Source organism: Minwuia sp., assembly GCF_048007105.1.
Taxonomy (GTDB): Bacteria; Pseudomonadota; Alphaproteobacteria; order Minwuiales; family Minwuiaceae; genus Minwuia.
Genome location: NZ_CP180352.1, coordinates 4,336,367 through 4,354,410 on the forward strand (window position 1 = coordinate 4,336,367; position 18,044 = coordinate 4,354,410).

Consider the following 18,044-nt stretch of genomic DNA (forward strand, 5'->3'; position numbering starts at 1 on the left):
AGTAGCGTCACCCCATGAGCGAGCGGCTTCCGGCAGAAAGCGGCAGCGGCGGCAAGGAGGTCGCGCCTGCGGGCGGCGGCCTGCTGGGCAACGTCCAGGGTTCCGACCCCGTTTCCGTGATGCGCAACATGCTGGCCCGGGGCGATATCGCCCTGGCGCTCGGCGTCGTCGCCATCCTGGTCATCCTGATGCTGCCGATGCCCGGCTGGCTGCTGGATTTCAGCCTCGCCAGCTCGATCACCTTCTCCGTGCTGATCCTGATGACCTGCCTGTTCATCGTGAAGCCGCTGGAGTTCAGCTCTTTCCCGACCGTGCTGCTGATCGCGACCATGTTGCGGCTGTCGCTCAACCTCGCGTCGACACGCCTGATCCTGGCTGAAGGCCACACCGGCACGGACGCTGCCGGCAGCGTCATCGAAGCCTTTGGCAACTTTGTCATGGGCGGCAATTTCGTCATCGGGATCATCGTCTTCGCGATCCTGGTGATCGTGAACTTCGTCGTCATCACCAAGGGCTCGGGCCGCATCGCCGAGGTCGCCGCCCGCTTCACCCTGGACGCCATGCCGGGCAAGCAGATGGCGATCGACGCCGACCTGTCCGCCGGCCTGATCGACGAGAAGGAAGCTCGCACCCGCCGCAAGGAGCTGGAGGACGAAAGCACCTTCTTCGGCGCCATGGACGGTGCGGCCAAGTTCGTCCGCGGCGACGCCATCGCCGGCCTGCTGATCACCTTCATCAACGTCATCGGCGGCATCATCATCGGCGTTGCCCAGAACGGCATGGATTTCGGTCAGGCCGCCCAGACCTACACCCTGCTGACAGTCGGCGACGGCCTGGTCAGCCAGATCCCGGCGCTGATCGTCTCGGTCGCCGCCGGTCTGCTGGTCTCCAAGGCCGGCGTGCAGGGCTCGGCCGACAAGGCCCTGTTCGGCCAGCTGTCCGGCTACCCGCAGGCGCTCGGCCTGTCGTCCTTCCTGCTCGGCGCCATGGCGCTGCTGCCGGGCATCCCGATGATCCCGTTCGTGGCCCTGTCGGCAGCCGCAGGCTACGGCGCCTGGTACATGAGCAAGAAGAAGACGACCGAAAAGGCAGCGGCTGAAAGGGCCGAGACCGTGGAGCCGGACGCCGACGCCCAGCCCGCGGAACAGCCCATCTCTGAAGTGCTCGCCATCGACGACCTGCGGCTTGAGATCGGCTACGGCCTGCTGAAGCTGCTGGAAGGCGATGGCGCCGGGCCGAAACTCACCGACCAGATTCGCGCCCTGCGCCGCCAGTTCGCCTCCGACATGGGCTTCGTGATGCCAAGCGTCCGGATCCTGGACAACGTCCAGCTGGGCGCCAACGCCTACGCCTTCCGCATCAAGGAAGTCGAGGCCGGCGGCGGCGACGTGCGCGTCGGCAAGCTGATGGTCATGGACCCGGCCGGCCGCGACATCGACATCCGCGGCGAGGACACCACCGAACCGGCCTTCGGCCTGCCGGCCAAGTGGATCGACGAGAGCCTGCGTGAGGAAGCCAGCTTCCGCGGCCTGACCGTCGTCGATGCCGCCACGGTCATGACCACGCATCTGACCGAGATCATGAAGGACCACATGGCCGAGCTGCTGTCCTACGCGGAAACGCGGAAGCTGCTCGACGACCTGCCCGACGCGCACAAGAAGCTGGTCGACGACCTGATCCCGAACCAGATCTCCGTCTCCGCGGTGCAGCGCGTGCTGCAGAACCTGCTGTCCGAGCAGGTCTCGATCCGCGATCTCGCCAGCATCCTGGAAGGCATCTCCGAGGCTGTCGGCTTCACCAAGAACGTCACGCTGATCACCGAGCATGTCCGCACCCGTCTGGCCCGCCAGATCTGCAACGCCAACCTCGGGCACGACGGCTTCCTGTCGCTGGTCTCCCTGTCGCCGAAATGGGAGCAGGCCTTCAACGACGCCCTGACCGGCAATGGCGAGGAACGCCAGCTCGCCATGCCGCCCAGCAAGCTGCAGGAGTTCATCGGCGCGGTCCGCATGACCTACGACCAGCTGGCGCAGCAGGGCCATGATCCGGTGCTGCTGACCAGCCCGGCCATCCGGCCCTTCGTCCGCTCGATCGTCGAGCGCATCCGCACCTCGACCGTGGTGATGAGCCAGCACGAGGTCCATCCCAAGGTGCGTCTGCGCACCCTTTCGCAGATCTGACGGCGGCCGGCTGAATGCAGGTTCGCACCTTCATCGCCCGGACCATGGCGGAAGCGCTGAGCACGATCCGCGAGCAGCTCGGCCCGGACGCCGTGATCCTCGGATCCACGCCGGTACCGGAGGGCGTCGAAGTGACGGCAGCGGTAGACGCCCCCGTCGAGCCCGTCCCGGCAAGGCAGGACGACGCCCTGTCCGACGACGCGGCATTCCTGATCCGGGCTGTCGCCTTCCACGGCGCGCCGACCACGCTCAACGAACGCATCTGCCGCCGGGCAGCCGAGATCGACGATCCGGATCTGGCGGTTTCCCTGACCGCCGGCATCGACGACGTCTTCCGCTTCGACCCCATCGTGCCGCGGCCGAAGACCAGTCTCGCGCTGGTGGGTCCGCCCGGCGCGGGCAAGACGGTCGTCGCGGCCAAGTTCGCGCTGGAGGCGGCGCTGCGCCGGCAGGAACTGCGTATCGCGACCACCGATATCGAACGCCCGGGCGGCGACACGCGGCTGCGCGAACTGGCCAAGATCATCGAGAACCCGCCGGTGCGCCTCAGCCCCGAGCGGCGGTTCGAGTTCCCGGGCGCGCGCCTGATCGACACCGAGGGCGTGAACCCCTTCGACGCCTATGACATGGCGCGTATCACCGAGACCGTGCGCATCAACGACGCCGAACCGGTGCTGGTCCTGCCGGCCGGCGGCGACCCCTACGAATACGAGGACATGGCTGCTGCCTTCCGCGGCATCGGCGTGCGCCGCATGATCGCCACCCGCCTCGACACCGCCCGCCGGGTCGGCGGCCTGCTGGCCGCGGCAGGCGCCGGATTGTCCTTCAGCTTGGCCGGCGCCTCGCCGGTCATCGCCGACGGCCTGCATCAGCTCACCCCCGCGTCCCTCGCCCGGCTGATCCTCAGCGATCCCGACGCCGACACCGCGCTCAACCGCAACAGGAAAACCGCATGACCACCCAGCATCCTGCGATGTCCGCGCAGCGCAACGCCGCGACCCCGCATCCGGCAGCGGCCCTGGGGCGCAACATGATCGCCATCGCTTCGGGCAAGGGCGGCGTCGGCAAGACGTGGTTCTCTGTGACGCTGGCGCACGCGCTCGGCCGGATGGGCCGCAAGGTGCTGCTGTTCGACGGCGACCTGGGCTTGGCCAATGTGGACATCCAGCTCGGCCTGACCGCCTCCGGCGATCTCTATCAGGCGCTGAACGGCACCGCGTCGTTCAACGACATCGTCACCCGCCACGGTTCGACCGGCATCGACATCGTCACCGGCCGTTCTGGCGTCGCCCGCCTGGCGGATGCCGATGTCCGCAATCTCGACATTCTGGCGCGCGGCCTGGGATTGATCGGGGACATGTATGACGATGTCGTCCTCGACCTCGGCGCGGGCGTGGACCGTTCGGTCCGCACGCTCGCAGGCAGCGCCGGGCGTATCCTTGTGATGACCAATGTCGAACCGACCTCGATCACCGACGCCTACGCGCTGATCAAGCTGCTCCACCAGCAGGGCCAGCGGACGGACATGCGGATCGTCGTCAATTCGGCCGAGGACCGCCGCGACGGCGAGCGGACCTATGGCAAGCTGAAGACGGCCTGCCAGAACTTCCTCGGCTTCGCCCCGGAGTTGGCCGGCATCGTACGGCAGGACCGCTACGTATCCGACGCCATCCGCCGCCAGACGCCGCTGCTCACCCGCCACCCCACCAGCGCGGCCGGTGAGGACGTCGAGCGGATCGCGGAGATGCTGCGGAAAACCCGCTAGCGGTCAGCCGCCGGCCAGCATGGCCGGCGTGATGCGCTTCAGCACCTTGGGCGGTTCGGGCCGGACGAAGGTCATCTGCCATTTCTCCGCCAGCGCCTCCAGCGTGCCGTCCGACTTCATCGCCGTCAGCGCCTCGTCGATCCGGGCCTTCAACGCCGCATCGCGTTCCAGGATCGCGAAACCCATGTTGATGCCCAGCGGGTGGACGTAGCCGGACCAGCGGATCGGCGCTTCGGCGTTGCGGCGCATGTAGTTGTCGAACTTGTGCAGCTCGATCAGCGCCGCGTCCAGTTCGTCGGCCGCAAGCGTCGCCAGTAGCCCCTTGCTTTCGCGAACGCTCACCGCAGTCGGGATCAAGACGCCCTGGCGGAAGCGGTAGACCAGCGCTGCGGCCATGGTCTCGACCTCGAAGCCGACGCGCAGCCCCTCGAGGTCGTGCATGCCGGTCACGGCCTTGTCCTTCATGGACGGGCCGAGAATGACGCCGAACCCCACGCGGTTGTAGGGATCCGTCGAATCCAGAACACCGAGCTTCACAAGCCGTCCGCGCTCGGACCGCTTCATGCCGTCATATTCCGGGATCGCGCCGTCGTCCGCTTCGGGCGGACCGAGAGCGGAGGCCAGCAGCGGGTATCCGCCGACGATGTCGCAGAGTCCGTCGGACAACAGGGCATTGGCTTCCCAGACAGGAACGTTCTCTTCGTCGTTCTCGGCCTCGAACCATTGCACCCTGAAGCCCATGCCGAGGCGCTTCGCGACCTCTTCGGCGACGCCATGATCGAAGCCGCCCTGGCGGGAGCGGAACTTGAAGGAGAGCGGCGGCGAATCCTCTTCCAGACAAACCGTCAGCGCGGGTTGTGCGGCGGCGGGACCGCCCAGGAAGACGACCGCCGCAGCCAGTGCGATCAACGTGGTGCGCATCATTTGCCCTTCGTCTTCACATAGGCCCAGATATCCTCGACCTCCTGCGCGGACAGGATGTCGGCCCAGGACGGCATCTCGCCCTTCGGCCCGCTCTTGCCCTCGAGGACAGCCTTGCGAAACCGCGCGGTCATGCCGGGAGTCATCTTCCGCAGATCGGCCGCGCGGGCGCCGGAATTCATCATCCGCGGTCCGTGACAGACCGAGCAGTAGGTATGGTAGAGCTGGTTTCCGGTGTCCTTGTCACCGGCGGCGCTGGATGCGCCGGGGGCAGCGATGGCCGCGAGAACGATACCGGCCATGAGCGCAGCGACTCGGGGCATCTCGTCTCCTTCCTGGTAAGTGACCGGCGCATTGTATCCGGTCCGGTTGAACGGCCGCTGAACGGCGGCGGCATCCGTGATTGCCAAGCCGCAGCCGGGCGAAAGAAAAAGGCCGCCCGCGCGCTGCGGACGGCCCCTTTCATTGCCGCTGCGGCCTACTCGGGCAGCAGCGCGAAGGTCCAGAAGGACCCGCCCGGCTGCACCTTGGTCAGCATCTCCACCGTCTTCGGCGAACCCACGCCTTCGACGCCGCCCAGCAGCGGGAAGTAGTTGCGGTAGGCGCCGCCGGAGCCGGAGGCCACGGTGACGTACTGTACGCCGTCGACCGTGTAGGTCACGGGCTGGCCGATGATGCCGGAGCCCGTCTGGAACTCCCACAGCTTGTCGCCGTTGGCGGTGTTAAAGGCCATGAACTCGCCGGTCTGCGCACCGGTGAAGACCAGATCGCCGCCGGTCACCATCGTGCCGCCCCAGTTGGCGACGTCAAAGCCGACTTCCCAGGCGGTCTTGCCGGTCATCGGATCCATCGCACGCAGGTAGGAGTGCTTCTCGCCTTCCTTGACGTGGAACAGCGCCTTCGAGAGGTCGATGCCGACATAGAAGGTGCCCTTCACCAGCTTCGGTTCGACCGCCTTGTAGCCCATGCCGATTTCCAGCGTGTTCGAATAGACCATGCCGGTCTTCGGGCTGTAGGAGGCGGGGAACCAGTTCTTGCCGCCAAAGGCGCCCGGCCAGACGACGATCTCCTCGCCGGAGCGCATCTTCTTGGTGATATCGGACTCGATCGGGCGGCCCGACTTCATGTCGATACCGTCGGCCCAGTTGAGATGCTTCACATACTGATTGGCCGCCAGCAGCTCGCCGTTGGTGCGGTCCAGCACATACATGAAGCCGTTGCGGGCGACGTGGATCATGGCCTTGCGGCTTTTGCCGTCGATGGTCATGTCGGTCAGGATGTTCTCGCCGACCTCGTCGTAGTCCCACGGATCGTTCGGCGTGTACTGGTAGTGCCAGACGATCTCGCCGGTCTCCGGACGCAGCGCCAGCGTCGAGGTGATGTAGAGGTTGTCGCCCTTGCGGAATTCGGCGTTCCAGGGACCGCCATTGCCGGTGCCCCAGTAGACCAGGTTCAGTTCCGGATCGTAGGAACCGGTGATCCAGGTCGGCGCGCCGCCATGCTTCCAGGTGTCGCCTGGCCACGTTTCGTTGCCCGGCTCGCCCGGTCCCGCGACGGTGAAGCGCCGCCACAGGTGACGACCCGTCTTCAGGTCCCAGCCGTCGATATAGCCGCGGATACCGTATTCACCGCCGGAAATGCCGGTGAGCACGGCCGAAGGCGTGACCAGCGGGGCCAGCGTCATGGACTGGCCTTCCTCGATCGAGGCGGCCTGGCTGCGCCAGACCTCTTCGCCGGTTTCCATGTTCAGCGCCACCACGAAGCCGTCGAGGGTCACGCGGTAGAGCATGCCGTCCAGAATCGCCGAGCCGCGGTTGACGATGCCGCAGCAGACGATGCGCGGCGTCTCCGGCGGATACTCGAACTTGTGCACCCAGATGTTCTTGCCCGTCCTGACGTCCACCTTGTGGGTGGCGTCGTGGGTCGTGACGTACATCGCGCCGTCATGGACGATCGGCTGCGACTCCTGCCCGCGGTTGTCGCCGAGGCTGTAGTTCCAGACAGGCACCAGGCGCTTGACGGTTCCGGTGTTGATCTGGTCGAGCGGGCTGTAACGGGTCTGACCCCAGCCCATGCCAAGCGTCAGCACGTTCTCCGGGGTATTGGCGTCGTTCTTGAGGTCGTCGATGGACTGGGCCCCTGCCGTGAACGGCAAGGACGCAAGAACGGCGACGCCCAAAAGGCGTTTCAGCATCAGATTTCCTCCCTTGTCGCAACGTGTTCGTGACCGTCGCGTTTCTTATCGCTATTGAGTTTCCCCTATGGAAACCGGCATTGCAACATTCAGGAAGCTGACCTGTTCTCACCGCAGGGTGGCGGCCCTTTTTCTGGCCGCGGCCCTCTTCGCCGCATCCCCGGTCGCGGCACAGCAAACGGACGAATCCGAATCCATCGACCTCGAACTGCTGATCTCGATGGATGTCAGTCACAGCATCACCTTCGCCGAGCACGAGGCCCAGATCGAGGGCGTCGCCCGCGCGTTCGAGCATCCGCGGCTGATCAATTCGATCCGCAATCTGCGCGGCGGCCGCGCCGCTGTCGCGCTGATGTTGTGGGCCGGGCCGGAGAATCATCTGCTGGCGGTTCCATGGACCGTGATCCGGGACACCGAGACCAGCTATGCCTTCGCCAGGGCCCTGCGGCAGCAGAAGGAGCCGCCCTGGAAGGGGCTGTCTTTCACGGCGGTTGGCGACGCCCTGCTGCGTGGCGCGGAGGCCATCGCGGCCAACAGGTTCCGCGGTGTCCGGCGCGTCATCGACATCTCCGGCGACGATCCGTCGAATCAGGGGGTCGACGTTGCCGAGGCCCGCGATCTGGTCGTGCTGCAGGGTGTCGTCATCAACGGCCTGCCGATCCTGCAGGACCGGCAGGAGCACGAGCAGCGCGAGGAACTGGTCCGCTATTTCGAGACCGAGGTCACCGGCGGCAACGGTCATTTCGTGCTACCGACGATCGACTTTCTGGACTACCCGAGGGCGATGCTGGCCAAGCTGGTGACCGAGGTGTCCGGCGTGGCGCCCGACCCGCGGGAGCAGCACGCCTGGCGGCGCGGTCTCAGCCCTTCAGCCGGTCCGTCGCCCGAACGAGTTCGGAGATGATTCCCGGCTCGCTGCCCGCGTGGCCGGCATCGGAGACCACACGAAAATCCGCTTCCGGCCAGGCCCGATGGAGCGCCCAGGCCGTCATCATCGGCGTGACGACGTCGTAACGGCCCTGCACGATCACCGTCGGTATGTGGCGGATCCGGTCGATATTCTCCAGCAGCCATTCGTCGCTTTCGAAGAAGCCGCCATTGACGAAGTAGTGGCATTCGATCCGCGCGAAGGCCAATGCGAACTCGGCGTCGGCGAAATCCGACACCCGGCCGGGATCGGACAGCAGCGACAGCGTCCCACCTTCCCAGGTGCTCCAGGCGCGGGCCGCTTCCAGCCGCACCTTCTTGTCGTCCGAGGTCAGGCGCCGGTAGTAGGCCGCGATCATGTCGTCGCGCTCATCCTCCGGAATCACGGCGACGTATTTCTCCCAGAGGTCGGGAAAGATGGCGTCCGCGCCCTTCTGATAGAACCAGATCAGTTCCTTGCGGCGCAGGGTGAAGATGCCGCGCATCACAAGGCCGGTGACCCGGTCCGGATGAGTCTCCGAATAGGCGAGCCCCAGCGCACTGCCCCAGGAGCCACCGAAGACCATCCAGCTGTCGATGCCCAGATGTTCCCTCAGTCGCTCCATGTCGGCGACGAGGTCCCAGGTCGTGTTCTCTCTCAACTCCGCGTGCGGCCGGCTCAGTCCGCATCCGCGCTGGTCGAACAGAATGACCCTGTAATGCTCGGGATCGAAATAGCGGCGGTCGTCGGGCTTCTTGCCGCCACCCGGTCCGCCGTGAACAACGACGACCGGCCGGCCATCCGGATTCCCGCACTGCTCGTAATGCAGGGTGTGGAGTTCGGACACCTGCAGGGTGCCCTGATCGAACGGATCGAGCCGCGGATAGAGCGAGCGGCGGCGCTTCATCGCCGGATCCTGGGAAGTCGGGGAATTCATTGGATCGAGTGTGCCCCCTGTCACCGGATCAGTGCAACACCGCTGATTGAACCGGCTGCGCTGAACACCGATCTGAATGGCCTGAACCTTGCCAACATTCCCCAATCAGGATCGAAGCATGGTGTGAAAAGCGGTGTTCAAGGCTGATGCGAGATCGAAGCGCTCAAGAATTGTGACGGCTGTCGCAATCTGTGTCGCTCTTTGTACGGCGTCGTTCTTCGTCGGCTCGGCGAGCGCGATCTTCGGTCCGCCGAACGTCAGCGTCTCGCCCGCCGACATGAGCCGCCACCTGGCGCGGACCCGCTGCGAGGAGAGCCTCGCCCAATCCATCATCAAACGTACCGAATCGACGCCGACCGAAGCCTGGGCGCAGGCCGAGCAACGCTGCGAAATGCTGCTTGCCGGTTCGGCGCCATCCCCGGCCCCCGAAGGCGCCGATATCTAGCCTCAGCGTTCCCGGAACGCTTCCTGCCGCAGCCTCAGCACCGGACGCAGCAGGAAATTGGCCACAGACCGCGAGCCGGTGTGAATGTCCACCGACGCCTGCATGCCGGCGCTGATCGGCAGTTCCCCTTCCCGCTCCCCCAGCCATGACTTCTCCGTCTCGACCACGACCTTGAAAAAGGGCGTGCCGGTTTCATCGAGGGTGGCGTCGGGGGCGATCCGCACCACGGTGCCGTCCAGCCCGCCGAAGCGCACGAAATCATAGGTGGAGATCTTCACGGTCGCCGGCTGGCCTTCGGACACGAACCCCCGGTCGGAAGGCCGGAGCCGCGCCTCGACCACCAGGCTGCCGCCCGTCGGAACGATCTCCATGACAGGCTGGCCCGGACTGACCACGCCGCCGATCGTGCGGACCTTCATCTCGCCGACCACGCCATCGATGGGCGCCCGGACCAGCGTCCGCCGCTGCTGGTCGTCGGCGCTGGTGAGACGTTGCCGGATGGAGGCGATCTCGACCTCGACATCGGCGAGTTCGGCCTGCGCCTCCCGCCGATAGACCCGTTCGGTCTCCTGCTTCCGCTCGACCGCCTCATTCCGGCTGGCGTTGGCGCGCCCGATCGCGGCGCTGAGCGACTGGATCTCGCCGATGAGCTGCGCCAGATCCGACCGCTTCTGGTTCACTTCCAGCGGCGCGACCAGGCCATCCTTCGCCAGATCCTCCAGCGTGCGCAGCGCTTCTTCGGCCAGCGCCTGCTGCTGGCGGCGGGCATCTCGGGCGGCGGCGAACTCGCGCGCCTCCTCCGAGCTCTGCCGCTCCTGTGCGTTCAGCACCGCAATGGCGCTCTCGAATTCCGACTTGCGGGCCTGGTAGGCCCGGCGCTCGGCCTGCACGACTTCCGGGCGGCGTGCAGCGACATCGGCGGCGAAGGTCGGATCGGACCCATCCGCCTCGGCCTCAAGCCGCGCCTTCTTCAGCAGCAGCCCGTCCAGGCGCACCCGGAGTTCTTCGGGGTTGGAGGAGATCACACCCAGCGCCAGCCGCAGCAGCGGCGCCCCCGCCTCGACGCGGTCGCCCTCCTGCACCATCAGTTCCTCGACGATCCCGCCCTCGAGATGCTGCACGACCTTGACATCGCCCTGCGGCACGACCTGCCCTTCGGCGACCGCGACCTCGTCGAGTTGTGCGATCAGCGCCCAGCCGGCGAGCAACAGGATCAGCAGCGCGATGGTCCGGGTCAGCCACAGGGCGCTGCGCGGCCGGTGACGGCGGGAAAGATCGTCGAGCGCGGTCACGGCCGGGCCTCCTGCGGGCGGCGCGCCGAGGAGAGCCGTTCACGCACCTCGGCAGCGGGACCGGCGGCGACGATCTTGCCGCCGTCGAGCGCGATGATGTTCTGGCAGGCGTCCAGCAGGTCCGGGCTGTGGGTCACGACGACGATGGTGCGCTCCTCGGCCAGCCCCTGGAGATTGCGCGCCAGCAGCCGCGTGGTCTGTGCGTCCAGGTTGCCGGAAGGCTCATCCAGCAGCAGCACCGGCGGATTGCCCATCAGCGCCCGTGCGATGGCGATGCGCTGGCGGATGCCGCCCGGCAGATCCATGCCGCCTTCGCCGATGCGGCTGCCATAACCGTCGGGCAGGGCCGAGATCGCCGTATGGGCGCCGGCCAGATGAGCCGCATCGACGATCAGGCTGTCATCCGCATCCGGACGGCCGATGGCGATGTTCTCGCGGATCGTGCCGGCGAACAGGAAGGTATGCTGCGGGACGTAGCCGATCGCGGCCGCCAGATCGGCCCGCCCGAACTGGGCGATGTCGGCCTCGTCCAGCATGATGCGCCCGGACGAGGGCCGGTAGAGCCCCTGCATCAGCTTCAGCAGCGTCGTCTTGCCAGATCCGTTGGGGCCGACCAGCGCATGAAGCCCGGCGCCGACCTTGAGGCGGATGTCGCGCACCGCGGGCGGACGTCCCGGGTCGTAGCCAAAGGTGACGTTGTCCAGCCAGAGCACGCCGTCGCGCACGCCGGCGGAAACCGAGCCGCGGTCCGGCTCCTCAGCCGTGGCGAAACAGTCCGACAGCCGCCCGAGCGCCTGCCGCGTCGCCATGTAGGTGCGCCAGTTGCCGATCAGCTGCTGGAAGGGCTGCACGATCCGCCCGCCCAGCATGTTGGCGGCGACGAGGGCGCCGATGGACAGCTCCTGGTTCAGGATGGCCACCGCGCCGACCGTGGTGATCGCGACGGTCGTCAGCATGGTCAGCGCCAGTCCCAGATGCACGAACATGTCCGACTGCATGCCGCGCTGGACCGACTGCTCGACGGATGCCGCATGCCGGTCCTCCCAGAGGCCGCTCAACGGCTGCTTGAGCGCCAGCGCCTTCACGGTGGCCCGCCCGCCGATCAGTTCCTGGGTGATGGAGTCCCGGTCGTAGGCCGCACGGCGTTCGTCGGCATTGGCGCCTTCGATGACGCGGCCCGAATACCAGGCCAGAAGGATGAACAGCGGGAACACGGCCAGCAGCACCCAGCCGACGGGCGCAGCGACGATGAAGATCGCGACCGCGAAGAAGATGGCGAAAGGCAGGTCGGCGATCAGCACCGCCGACAGGCCCGAAAACGCGTTCCTGACCGTATCGGCATCGCGGAACAATGCCTGCCAGTAGGCTGCCGGCCGCTGCTCCAGCACCGGCAGCGGCGAGGCGGTGATGCGGCCGTAGAGCGCCCGCGCCAGGGTCACATCGATCTCGACAGCCGCGGAACGCAGCAGCCGCGCGCGTCCCTGCCGGAGCAGGAAGTCGAACAGCACCGCGACGAACATGCCGATTACCAGCCCCTGCAACGTCGACAGGCCGCCGTGGAAGACCACGCGGTCATAGACCTGCAGCACGAAGATGGGAACGGCGATGGCCAGCAGATTGACGATGAAGGAATAGGCGATCACCTCGCCGATCCGGCGCCGCACCGGCCTGAGTACCTCTTTCAGCCAGTCAGATCTCATCGCCACACTTCATCCGCCGTCGCGACCTCACCCGCTAAACCTTGCCATCGCCGTACGTTTGGTTGAAGATTCCGGGTGCCGCGCGCGGCAATAGACCGGATATTGTGCCATGACGAAAGCCGTTTCATGGGATATGCATGTTCCGGACCGTGAGGGAGCGGGTATTTTTGCGTAAGGGCCTGATCATCGCCGCAGCGTTGTCGTTCGGCGCCGGGATGCCGGCGGCCGCCGAACCGCTTTTGCAGGAACTGCAGAACATCGTGCAGACCCATCCCGACGTGCGGGCGGCGGAACGGCGTCTGGACCAGGCCCGTGCGGGCGTCACCGAGGCGCGCGCCCCCTTCCTGCCCCAGCTGCGGATCAGCGGCGAGTACGGCTACGAAAACGTGGACAGCCCGGTGAACCGGGCGCAGGGCGGGACGCCGGTCGAACAGACCCGGGAAGTCGGCCGTTTCACCGTGACCCAGAAGGTCTTCGACGGCTTCCGCACAGACGGCCAGCTCAAGGGCGCGATCGCGCGCGAATTCAGCGCGGGCTACGGCCTCGAGCGGGCGGCCCAGGCCATTCTGCTGCGCGGATCGACCGCCTATCTGAACGTCCTGAAGCAGACCGAACTGGCCGACATCGCGCTGGAGACGGAGGCCAATATCCGCCGCCAGCTGGCGCTGGAGGACGAACGCGTCCGCCGCGGGTCCGGCCTGTCGGTCGATGTGCTGCAGTCGAAGCAGCGCCTGCAGTCGCAGATCGAAACCCGGGTCCGGATCGAGGGACAGCTGCGCGAGGCGATCGCCGAATATTTTGCGGTCTTCAACCATGCGCCGGACATCGCCGAGATGGAGCCGCCGCCGGCGCCCGACGAACTGCTGCCGCAGGACCTGAAGAGCGCGGTCAATCTCGCCATGGCGCAGAACCCGCTGCTGAAGCAGAGCCAGGAGACCATCGGCGAGGCGAAGCAGCAGCGGAAGGTGGCCATGGCCGACTTCCTGCCGCAGATCGACATCGTCGCCGAGGGCGGCATCGAGAACGACAATGACGGCGTCTCGGGCGAGAAGCGCGACATCTTCGTCGGCCTGCGGGCGAACTGGGAACTGTTCGACGGGCTCGGCACCCTCGCCGCGACCGAGCGCACGGGCCACCGCATCGCCGAGACCATGGAGAACCATGCCGCGCTCAGCCTGGAGATCGCCCGCCGCGTCGAGGTTGCCTGGCAGGGGCTGAAGACCCTGCGGGAGCGTCAGGTGCTGGCCGAGAACGCGGCCAATATCGCCGTAGAGCTGTTCAACGCCCGCCGCAAGCTCCGCCGGGCGGGCCGCGAGTCGGTGGTCAACCTGCTGAATGCGGAGGCCGAACTGAACGCCGCCCGTTCGCGCGCCGTCGCGGCCTACTACGATGCCCAGATCCAGGCCTACCGGCTTCTGTTCGAAACCGGCACCCTGACGCTGGACGCCTACTGAACCTCGAAATCCGTCGCCGACAGCGTGCCGCTGGAAACGGTCACCGCGCCGATCTCGAAGCTGGCGGTCGCGCCGTCGCCGTCGGGGTCGAAGTGCAGGTTGCTGTCGCTGTCGAAGACGAAGGTCGCCTCGTTCGTGCCCAGCGCCGTGACGCCATCGACGAGCGATTCGCCAACGGTGACGAAGGACTGCCCGTCGACCAGGCTGGTGCCGTTCAGCGACGCGATGTTGAACGCCGTGTTGTCGATCAGGAACCGGTCGGTGCCCGCGACGAAGTCGGCGATCACGTCCTGGTGGTCCTCTGCCGTGTCATAGAAGAAGGCATCCGCACCATCGCCGCCCGTCATGGAATCCGCGCCCGAGCCGCCGTTCAGCGTGTCGGCGCCGATACCGCCATCCAGCGTGTCGTTACCGCCGACGCCCGAAAGCGAGTCCCCGCCCAGACCGCCGAAGAGAGCATTGGCCTGCGCGTCGCCCGCGAGCGTGTCGGCCGCCTGACCGCCGATCACGGTCTCTATGCCGATGAGCGAATCCGTGCCGATTGAGGTTCCGGTCGCCGTGCCGGCCGCGAGATCAAGGTCGATCTCGCTGGCCTCGTTCGAATAGTCGGCCGTGTCGTTGTCGGCGCCGCCGTCGAGGGTGTCGTCATTGTTGCCGCCGACAAGGGTGTCGTTGCCCGAACCGCCCTCGATGAGGTCGTTGCCGTCACCGCCGTTCAGGTTGTCGGCCCCGCCCAGACCCTGCAACGTGTCGTTGCCCGCGGCGCCGAGGAATATCTCCGCCTGATTCGATCCGGAAACCGCGTCCTCCGCCGCCGTACCGATGATGCGCTCGACGCTGATCAGACTGTCGGTGCCGATAGCGGCGCCGGTTGCCGTGCCGGCCGTCAGGTCGACAGTCACCTGGGTAACGCTGCTGGTGTAGTCCGCCGTATCCGTGCCGTTGCCGCCGTCCATAGTGTCGTTGCCGAGACCGCCGATCATGGTGTCGAAGCCATTGCCGCCGATCAGGCTGTCATTGCCGGCGCCGCCATCGATCAGGTCAGCGCCGACACCGCCGGAAATGACATTCGCATTGATGTCGCCGGTCAGCGTGTCGCCGGCGGCGACATCGCTGCCGATCAGGTTTGCGAAACCCGACTGCGTGACGTTGCCGTTGTTCGTGTTCTGGCTGTCGGTCACCGACAGATTGACGGTGACCGCCACTGCGGAACTGGCGAAGGAGAGCGTGTTCGTGCCCGCGCCGCCATCCAGGATGTCGTCGCCACCGCCGCCGTCGATGGTCTCGTCGCCGATACCGCCAGTCACCGTGTCGGCATTGGCGCTGCCCAGAACCGCCTCGATGCTGCTCAGCGTGTCGGTCCCCTGGCCGGTCGCCAGACCCTCGGCGAGATCAACGGTCACCCCGCTGGCCGCGCCCGCGAAACTGACAGTGTCGTTGCCGGCCCCGCCGTCGATGGAATCGTCGCCCTCACCGCCCGTCAGCCGGTCGGTGCCGTTGCCGCCGGACAGCGTGTCGTTGCCGGCCCCGCCGGACAGCGTGTCGCTGCCCGCATTGCCGGAGAGCACGTTGGCCTGCGAGTCGCCGGTGAGGCTGTCGCTGGCAGAACCGCCGATCAGGTTCTCGATGCCACTCAGTTGATCCGTGCCGGTCGCCGTGCTGGTCGATGTCCCGGTGCCCAGATTGGCAGTCACCGCCACGGCAATGCTCTGGAAATCGAGCGTGTCGGTGCCGCCATCGCCGGAAAGCGTATCGTTGCCGGCATCCGCCGTGATCAGATCGTCGCCGTCGCCGCCGGACACCAGATCCGCGCCGTCGCCACCGGAAAGAGTATCGTTGCCGTCTTCGCCCACGACGGTGTCCGCACCGCCAGCCCCGCTGAGGCTGTCGGCGCCGGTACCGCCCAGCAGGGCGTTGCGTCCGGCACCGCCTGTCAGAGTGTCATTGCCGGCCAGACCGCCGAGGACCACATCGCCATCGCCGGTCGACAGGCTGTCCGCCGCCGCCGATCCGACCGACACGGCCAGGGTGATGTCGTCGAAGGCAACCTGCTCGACATCGCTGCCGACCGTATCCAGACCGCCGCCGCCGACCGTGTCCTCGACCAGCAGGTCCACCGTGGTCTCGTCGAAGCTGGCCGAGAAATTCGCCAGATTGCCCGCGAACACGGCTCGGTCAGCGGCACCGTCGCCGCCGCCCAGGCTGTCGTTGCCATCAGCGCCCGCCAGCGTATCGTCGCCGGCGCCGCCGAATAATGTCTCACCCGCGGCGGAACCGGTCAGGGCATCGGCCTGGGCCGAACCGATGACGACCTCGAAGCCGGCCAGCGTGTCCGTGCCCTCGCCAGTCGCGGAGCCGGCGCCCAGATCCACGGTGACCGCAGCGGCGCTGCCGGAGAAGTCGATGGTGTCGGTGCCTGCGCCGCCATCCATGCTGTCATCGCCCAAGCCGCCGGCAAATATGTTGTCGTTCGCGTCGCCGGTCAGCGTGTCGTTGTTGACCGAGCCGATCAGGTTCTCGAAGGCGGTCAGCGTGTCGTTGCCATCGCCGGTCGCCAGGCCGGTCGCGAGATTGGCGTCGACACCAGCCGCCGCCGCCGAGAAATCGGCCGTATCCGTGCCCGCCCCGCCATCGAGGAGGTTGTCGCCGCTGTTGCCGGCGATGGTGTCGTTCTGTCCGGACCCGATCACGTTCTCGAAGTTGAGCAGGGTGTCGTTGCCGAAGCCCGCGCCCGTGCCCGCAGCCAGATCGACGTTCACCGCAACACCGGCATCGGCATAGCTGATGGTGTCGTTGTCGGCGCCGCCGTCGATGCTGTCGTTCTGGTTGCCGCCCTGGATCAGGTCGTTACCCGACCCGGCGGTGATGTTGAGGCTGCGGCCGATCTGCGGCGCGTTCAGCGTGTCGTTGCCCGCGGCAAGATCGAAGAACACCGTGTTCTGGGAGATGTCGGTGTTCTCCAGGCTGCCGATCTCTACCGCATCGCCGGCCGCGCCGAGGTTGACCGCAACCGTCTCGACCTCGTCGATGGTGACGGTCGAATTGATACCGCCAGCGAAGACGACAACGACCTTGCCGTTCTCGTCCTGCTGAAAGGAGACGGTGTTGGCGTTCACGGGATCCGCGGCGATGTTCAGTGTGTCATCCCCGGCGCCGCCGGTGACCTCGAAATCGCCATTGGCGATGTTGATGTCCAGGGCGCCGTCGAACTGGGCGACGTTGTCGCCCTGGCCCTGATCGATCTCGATGACCTCGTCTTCCTCATTGTCGAGGATGTCGTCGTCGGCCCCGCCCAGCACATCGTCTTCGCCGTCGCCGGAGCCGATGACGCCGTCGCCCTGGATCAACAGGGGTTCGGCCTGGGCCTCACCAATGCCGAACAGCGCGCCAAGATCGCCGAGCAGGTCGTCGCCGTCCGAATCGGCAACCTCGATCGACTCGTCGGCGTCCGACCAGGCCAGGACGCCGTCGCCGAACTCGGCGCTCAGCACCGAAGCATCGATCTGGTCCAGCGGTGTCGGGTCGCGGAAGAGCGACAGCACCTGAAGCCCCTGGAGCGGCTGGTCGATCACGACCGGCGCCCCGGAACTGGCCACGGCGATGGAGCCCGCCGCCGCGCCGGCGATGCCGGGCAGCAGCACGAACACGTTCGCCTGCGCTTCGGGCGCGGCCTTGCCGACCATCCGCGCGCCCTTGACCGTCAGCGAGGCGACGGGCGTGCGGACCAGCGTCTCGGAGGCCGGCGCATCCGGCGAGCCGGTGTTGTCGACGGAAAACTCGCCCTGGATGACGAAGAACTGCGGCTTCTGACCGGGCTGCGGCGGCTCCTCGATGAGGACCCGGCTCTCGCTGTCGAAGAAGATGCCGGAACCGTCGGCGAGACGCAGTTCCAGCGCCCCGTCGCCATGGGTGATCACCACGTCGCCGGGCTGAAGGACCTGGCCGGCCTCGGCCTGACCCTGCGTCCCGTCGACCGAGATGATCATGACCTCGCCGCGGATGCTGGAAATGACGGCGCCATCCGGCAACTGCTGCGACTGCGCCTGGACGGGCCTGGCGTCGGCAGCCGGCGCCGGCACATCCGGCGCGGCCACGACGCCGGTGTCGGCGTCCGTGCTCACGCTTTCGGAAGAGACGTCGATTGCTGCGCCCTGCTGATCCATCGGGAAGTCCTCAAATCCACTCCGGCCAATCCGTGGGTCCTGTCAAAATATGGGACCGGGTATCCGTTACGCAAACCGCGGGCCAC

General features: G+C 66.9%; 13 protein-coding genes. 6 read left to right on the forward strand and 7 right to left on the reverse strand.

Annotated elements, in window-relative coordinates; genetic code table 11:
- The first annotated feature begins 14 nt into the window (after positions 1–14).
- Genes flhA through ACMVY4_RS21125 form a run of 3 tightly spaced genes read left to right on the forward strand, consistent with a single transcriptional unit; the run spans position 15 to position 3,945 of the window.
- The gene (gene flhA / locus ACMVY4_RS21115; RefSeq protein WP_416897915.1) at positions 15–2,180 is read left to right on the forward strand and encodes a flagellar biosynthesis protein FlhA; all 2,166 of its coding nucleotides are present in this window, start codon (positions 15–17) and stop codon (positions 2,178–2,180) included.
- 14 nt (positions 2,181–2,194) lie between these two features.
- Entirely contained in the window at positions 2,195–3,136 is a 942-nt protein-coding gene (locus ACMVY4_RS21120; RefSeq protein WP_416897916.1) for a hypothetical protein, read from the forward strand.
- Positions 3,133–3,945 (forward strand): MinD/ParA family protein, encoded by an 813-nt coding sequence (locus ACMVY4_RS21125; RefSeq protein WP_416897917.1) that lies wholly within the window; start codon positions 3,133–3,135, stop codon positions 3,943–3,945. The genes ACMVY4_RS21120 and ACMVY4_RS21125 overlap by 4 nt, the downstream gene beginning before the upstream one ends.
- Positions 3,946–3,948: 3 nt before the next feature.
- Here the strand turns inward: ACMVY4_RS21125 and ACMVY4_RS21130 are convergent, their stop codons facing one another.
- From ACMVY4_RS21130 to ACMVY4_RS21140, 3 genes are all read right to left on the reverse strand, one after another.
- Positions 3,949–4,869, reverse strand: a complete 921-nt coding sequence (locus ACMVY4_RS21130) for a hypothetical protein (protein ID WP_416897918.1) — start codon at positions 4,867–4,869, stop codon at positions 3,949–3,951.
- Positions 4,866–5,189, reverse strand: coding sequence for a c-type cytochrome (locus ACMVY4_RS21135; RefSeq protein WP_416897919.1), 324 nt, complete (start codon positions 5,187–5,189; stop codon positions 4,866–4,868). The genes ACMVY4_RS21130 and ACMVY4_RS21135 overlap by 4 nt, the downstream gene beginning before the upstream one ends.
- 155 nt (positions 5,190–5,344) lie before the next feature.
- A complete protein-coding gene (locus ACMVY4_RS21140; protein ID WP_416897920.1) occupies positions 5,345–7,060 on the reverse strand; it encodes a PQQ-dependent dehydrogenase, methanol/ethanol family in 1,716 nt (571 codons plus the stop codon).
- A 67-nt stretch (positions 7,061–7,127) separates the two neighbouring features.
- Between ACMVY4_RS21140 and ACMVY4_RS21145 the strand changes: the two genes are divergently transcribed.
- Positions 7,128–7,964, forward strand: coding sequence for a DUF1194 domain-containing protein (locus tag ACMVY4_RS21145; RefSeq protein ID WP_416897921.1), 837 nt, complete (start codon positions 7,128–7,130; stop codon positions 7,962–7,964).
- On the opposite strand, the gene pip is transcribed toward ACMVY4_RS21145, so the two are convergent.
- Positions 7,921–8,874, reverse strand: a complete 954-nt coding sequence (gene pip / locus ACMVY4_RS21150) for a prolyl aminopeptidase (protein WP_416897922.1) — start codon at positions 8,872–8,874, stop codon at positions 7,921–7,923. The two genes, ACMVY4_RS21145 and pip, sit on opposite strands and share 44 nt — an antisense overlap.
- 163 nt (positions 8,875–9,037) lie before the next feature.
- On the opposite strand from pip, the gene ACMVY4_RS21155 reads away from it, so the two are divergent.
- Complete coding sequence (locus tag ACMVY4_RS21155; RefSeq protein ID WP_416897923.1) at positions 9,038–9,349, forward strand: hypothetical protein; 312 nt, start codon at positions 9,038–9,040, stop codon at positions 9,347–9,349.
- A gap of 2 nt (positions 9,350–9,351) precedes the next feature.
- On the opposite strand, the gene ACMVY4_RS21160 is transcribed toward ACMVY4_RS21155, so the two are convergent.
- Complete coding sequence (locus ACMVY4_RS21160) at positions 9,352–10,641, reverse strand: HlyD family type I secretion periplasmic adaptor subunit (RefSeq protein WP_416897924.1); 1,290 nt, start codon at positions 10,639–10,641, stop codon at positions 9,352–9,354.
- The gene (locus tag ACMVY4_RS21165) at positions 10,638–12,341 is read right to left on the reverse strand and encodes a peptidase domain-containing ABC transporter (protein WP_416897925.1); all 1,704 of its coding nucleotides are present in this window, start codon (positions 12,339–12,341) and stop codon (positions 10,638–10,640) included. Before ACMVY4_RS21165 ends, ACMVY4_RS21160 begins: the two co-directional genes overlap by 4 nt.
- 167 nt (positions 12,342–12,508) lie before the next feature.
- Between ACMVY4_RS21165 and ACMVY4_RS21170 the strand changes: the two genes are divergently transcribed.
- Positions 12,509–13,795: a TolC family protein gene (locus ACMVY4_RS21170; protein ID WP_416897926.1), complete on the forward strand. Its 1,287-nt coding sequence runs from the start codon at positions 12,509–12,511 to the stop codon at positions 13,793–13,795.
- Here the strand turns inward: ACMVY4_RS21170 and ACMVY4_RS21175 are convergent.
- Positions 13,789–17,958, reverse strand: coding sequence for a FecR domain-containing protein (locus tag ACMVY4_RS21175; RefSeq protein WP_416897927.1), 4,170 nt, complete (start codon positions 17,956–17,958; stop codon positions 13,789–13,791). The two genes, ACMVY4_RS21170 and ACMVY4_RS21175, sit on opposite strands and share 7 nt — an antisense overlap.
- Between the last annotated feature and the right edge of the window lie 86 nt (positions 17,959–18,044).

Bases quoted from the DNA above. Each gene is read 5' to 3' on its own strand.
- flhA (WP_416897915.1), top strand. From the start codon at position 15: ATGAGCGAGCGGCTTCCGGCAGAAAGCGGCAGCGGCGGCAAGGAGGTC.
- ACMVY4_RS21120 (WP_416897916.1), top strand. From the start codon at position 2,195: ATGCAGGTTCGCACCTTCATCGCCCGGACCATGGCGGAAGCGCTGAGC.
- ACMVY4_RS21125 (WP_416897917.1), top strand. From the start codon at position 3,133: ATGACCACCCAGCATCCTGCGATGTCCGCGCAGCGCAACGCCGCGACC.
- ACMVY4_RS21130 (WP_416897918.1), bottom strand. From the start codon at position 4,869: ATGATGCGCACCACGTTGATCGCACTGGCTGCGGCGGTCGTCTTCCTG.
- ACMVY4_RS21135 (WP_416897919.1), bottom strand. From the start codon at position 5,189: ATGCCCCGAGTCGCTGCGCTCATGGCCGGTATCGTTCTCGCGGCCATC.
- ACMVY4_RS21140 (WP_416897920.1), bottom strand. From the start codon at position 7,060: ATGCTGAAACGCCTTTTGGGCGTCGCCGTTCTTGCGTCCTTGCCGTTC.
- ACMVY4_RS21145 (WP_416897921.1), top strand. From the start codon at position 7,128: ATGGAAACCGGCATTGCAACATTCAGGAAGCTGACCTGTTCTCACCGC.
- pip (WP_416897922.1), bottom strand. From the start codon at position 8,874: ATGAAGCGCCGCCGCTCGCTCTATCCGCGGCTCGATCCGTTCGATCAG.
- ACMVY4_RS21165 (WP_416897925.1), bottom strand. From the start codon at position 12,341: ATGAGATCTGACTGGCTGAAAGAGGTACTCAGGCCGGTGCGGCGCCGG.
- ACMVY4_RS21175 (WP_416897927.1), bottom strand. From the start codon at position 17,958: ATGGATCAGCAGGGCGCAGCAATCGACGTCTCTTCCGAAAGCGTGAGC.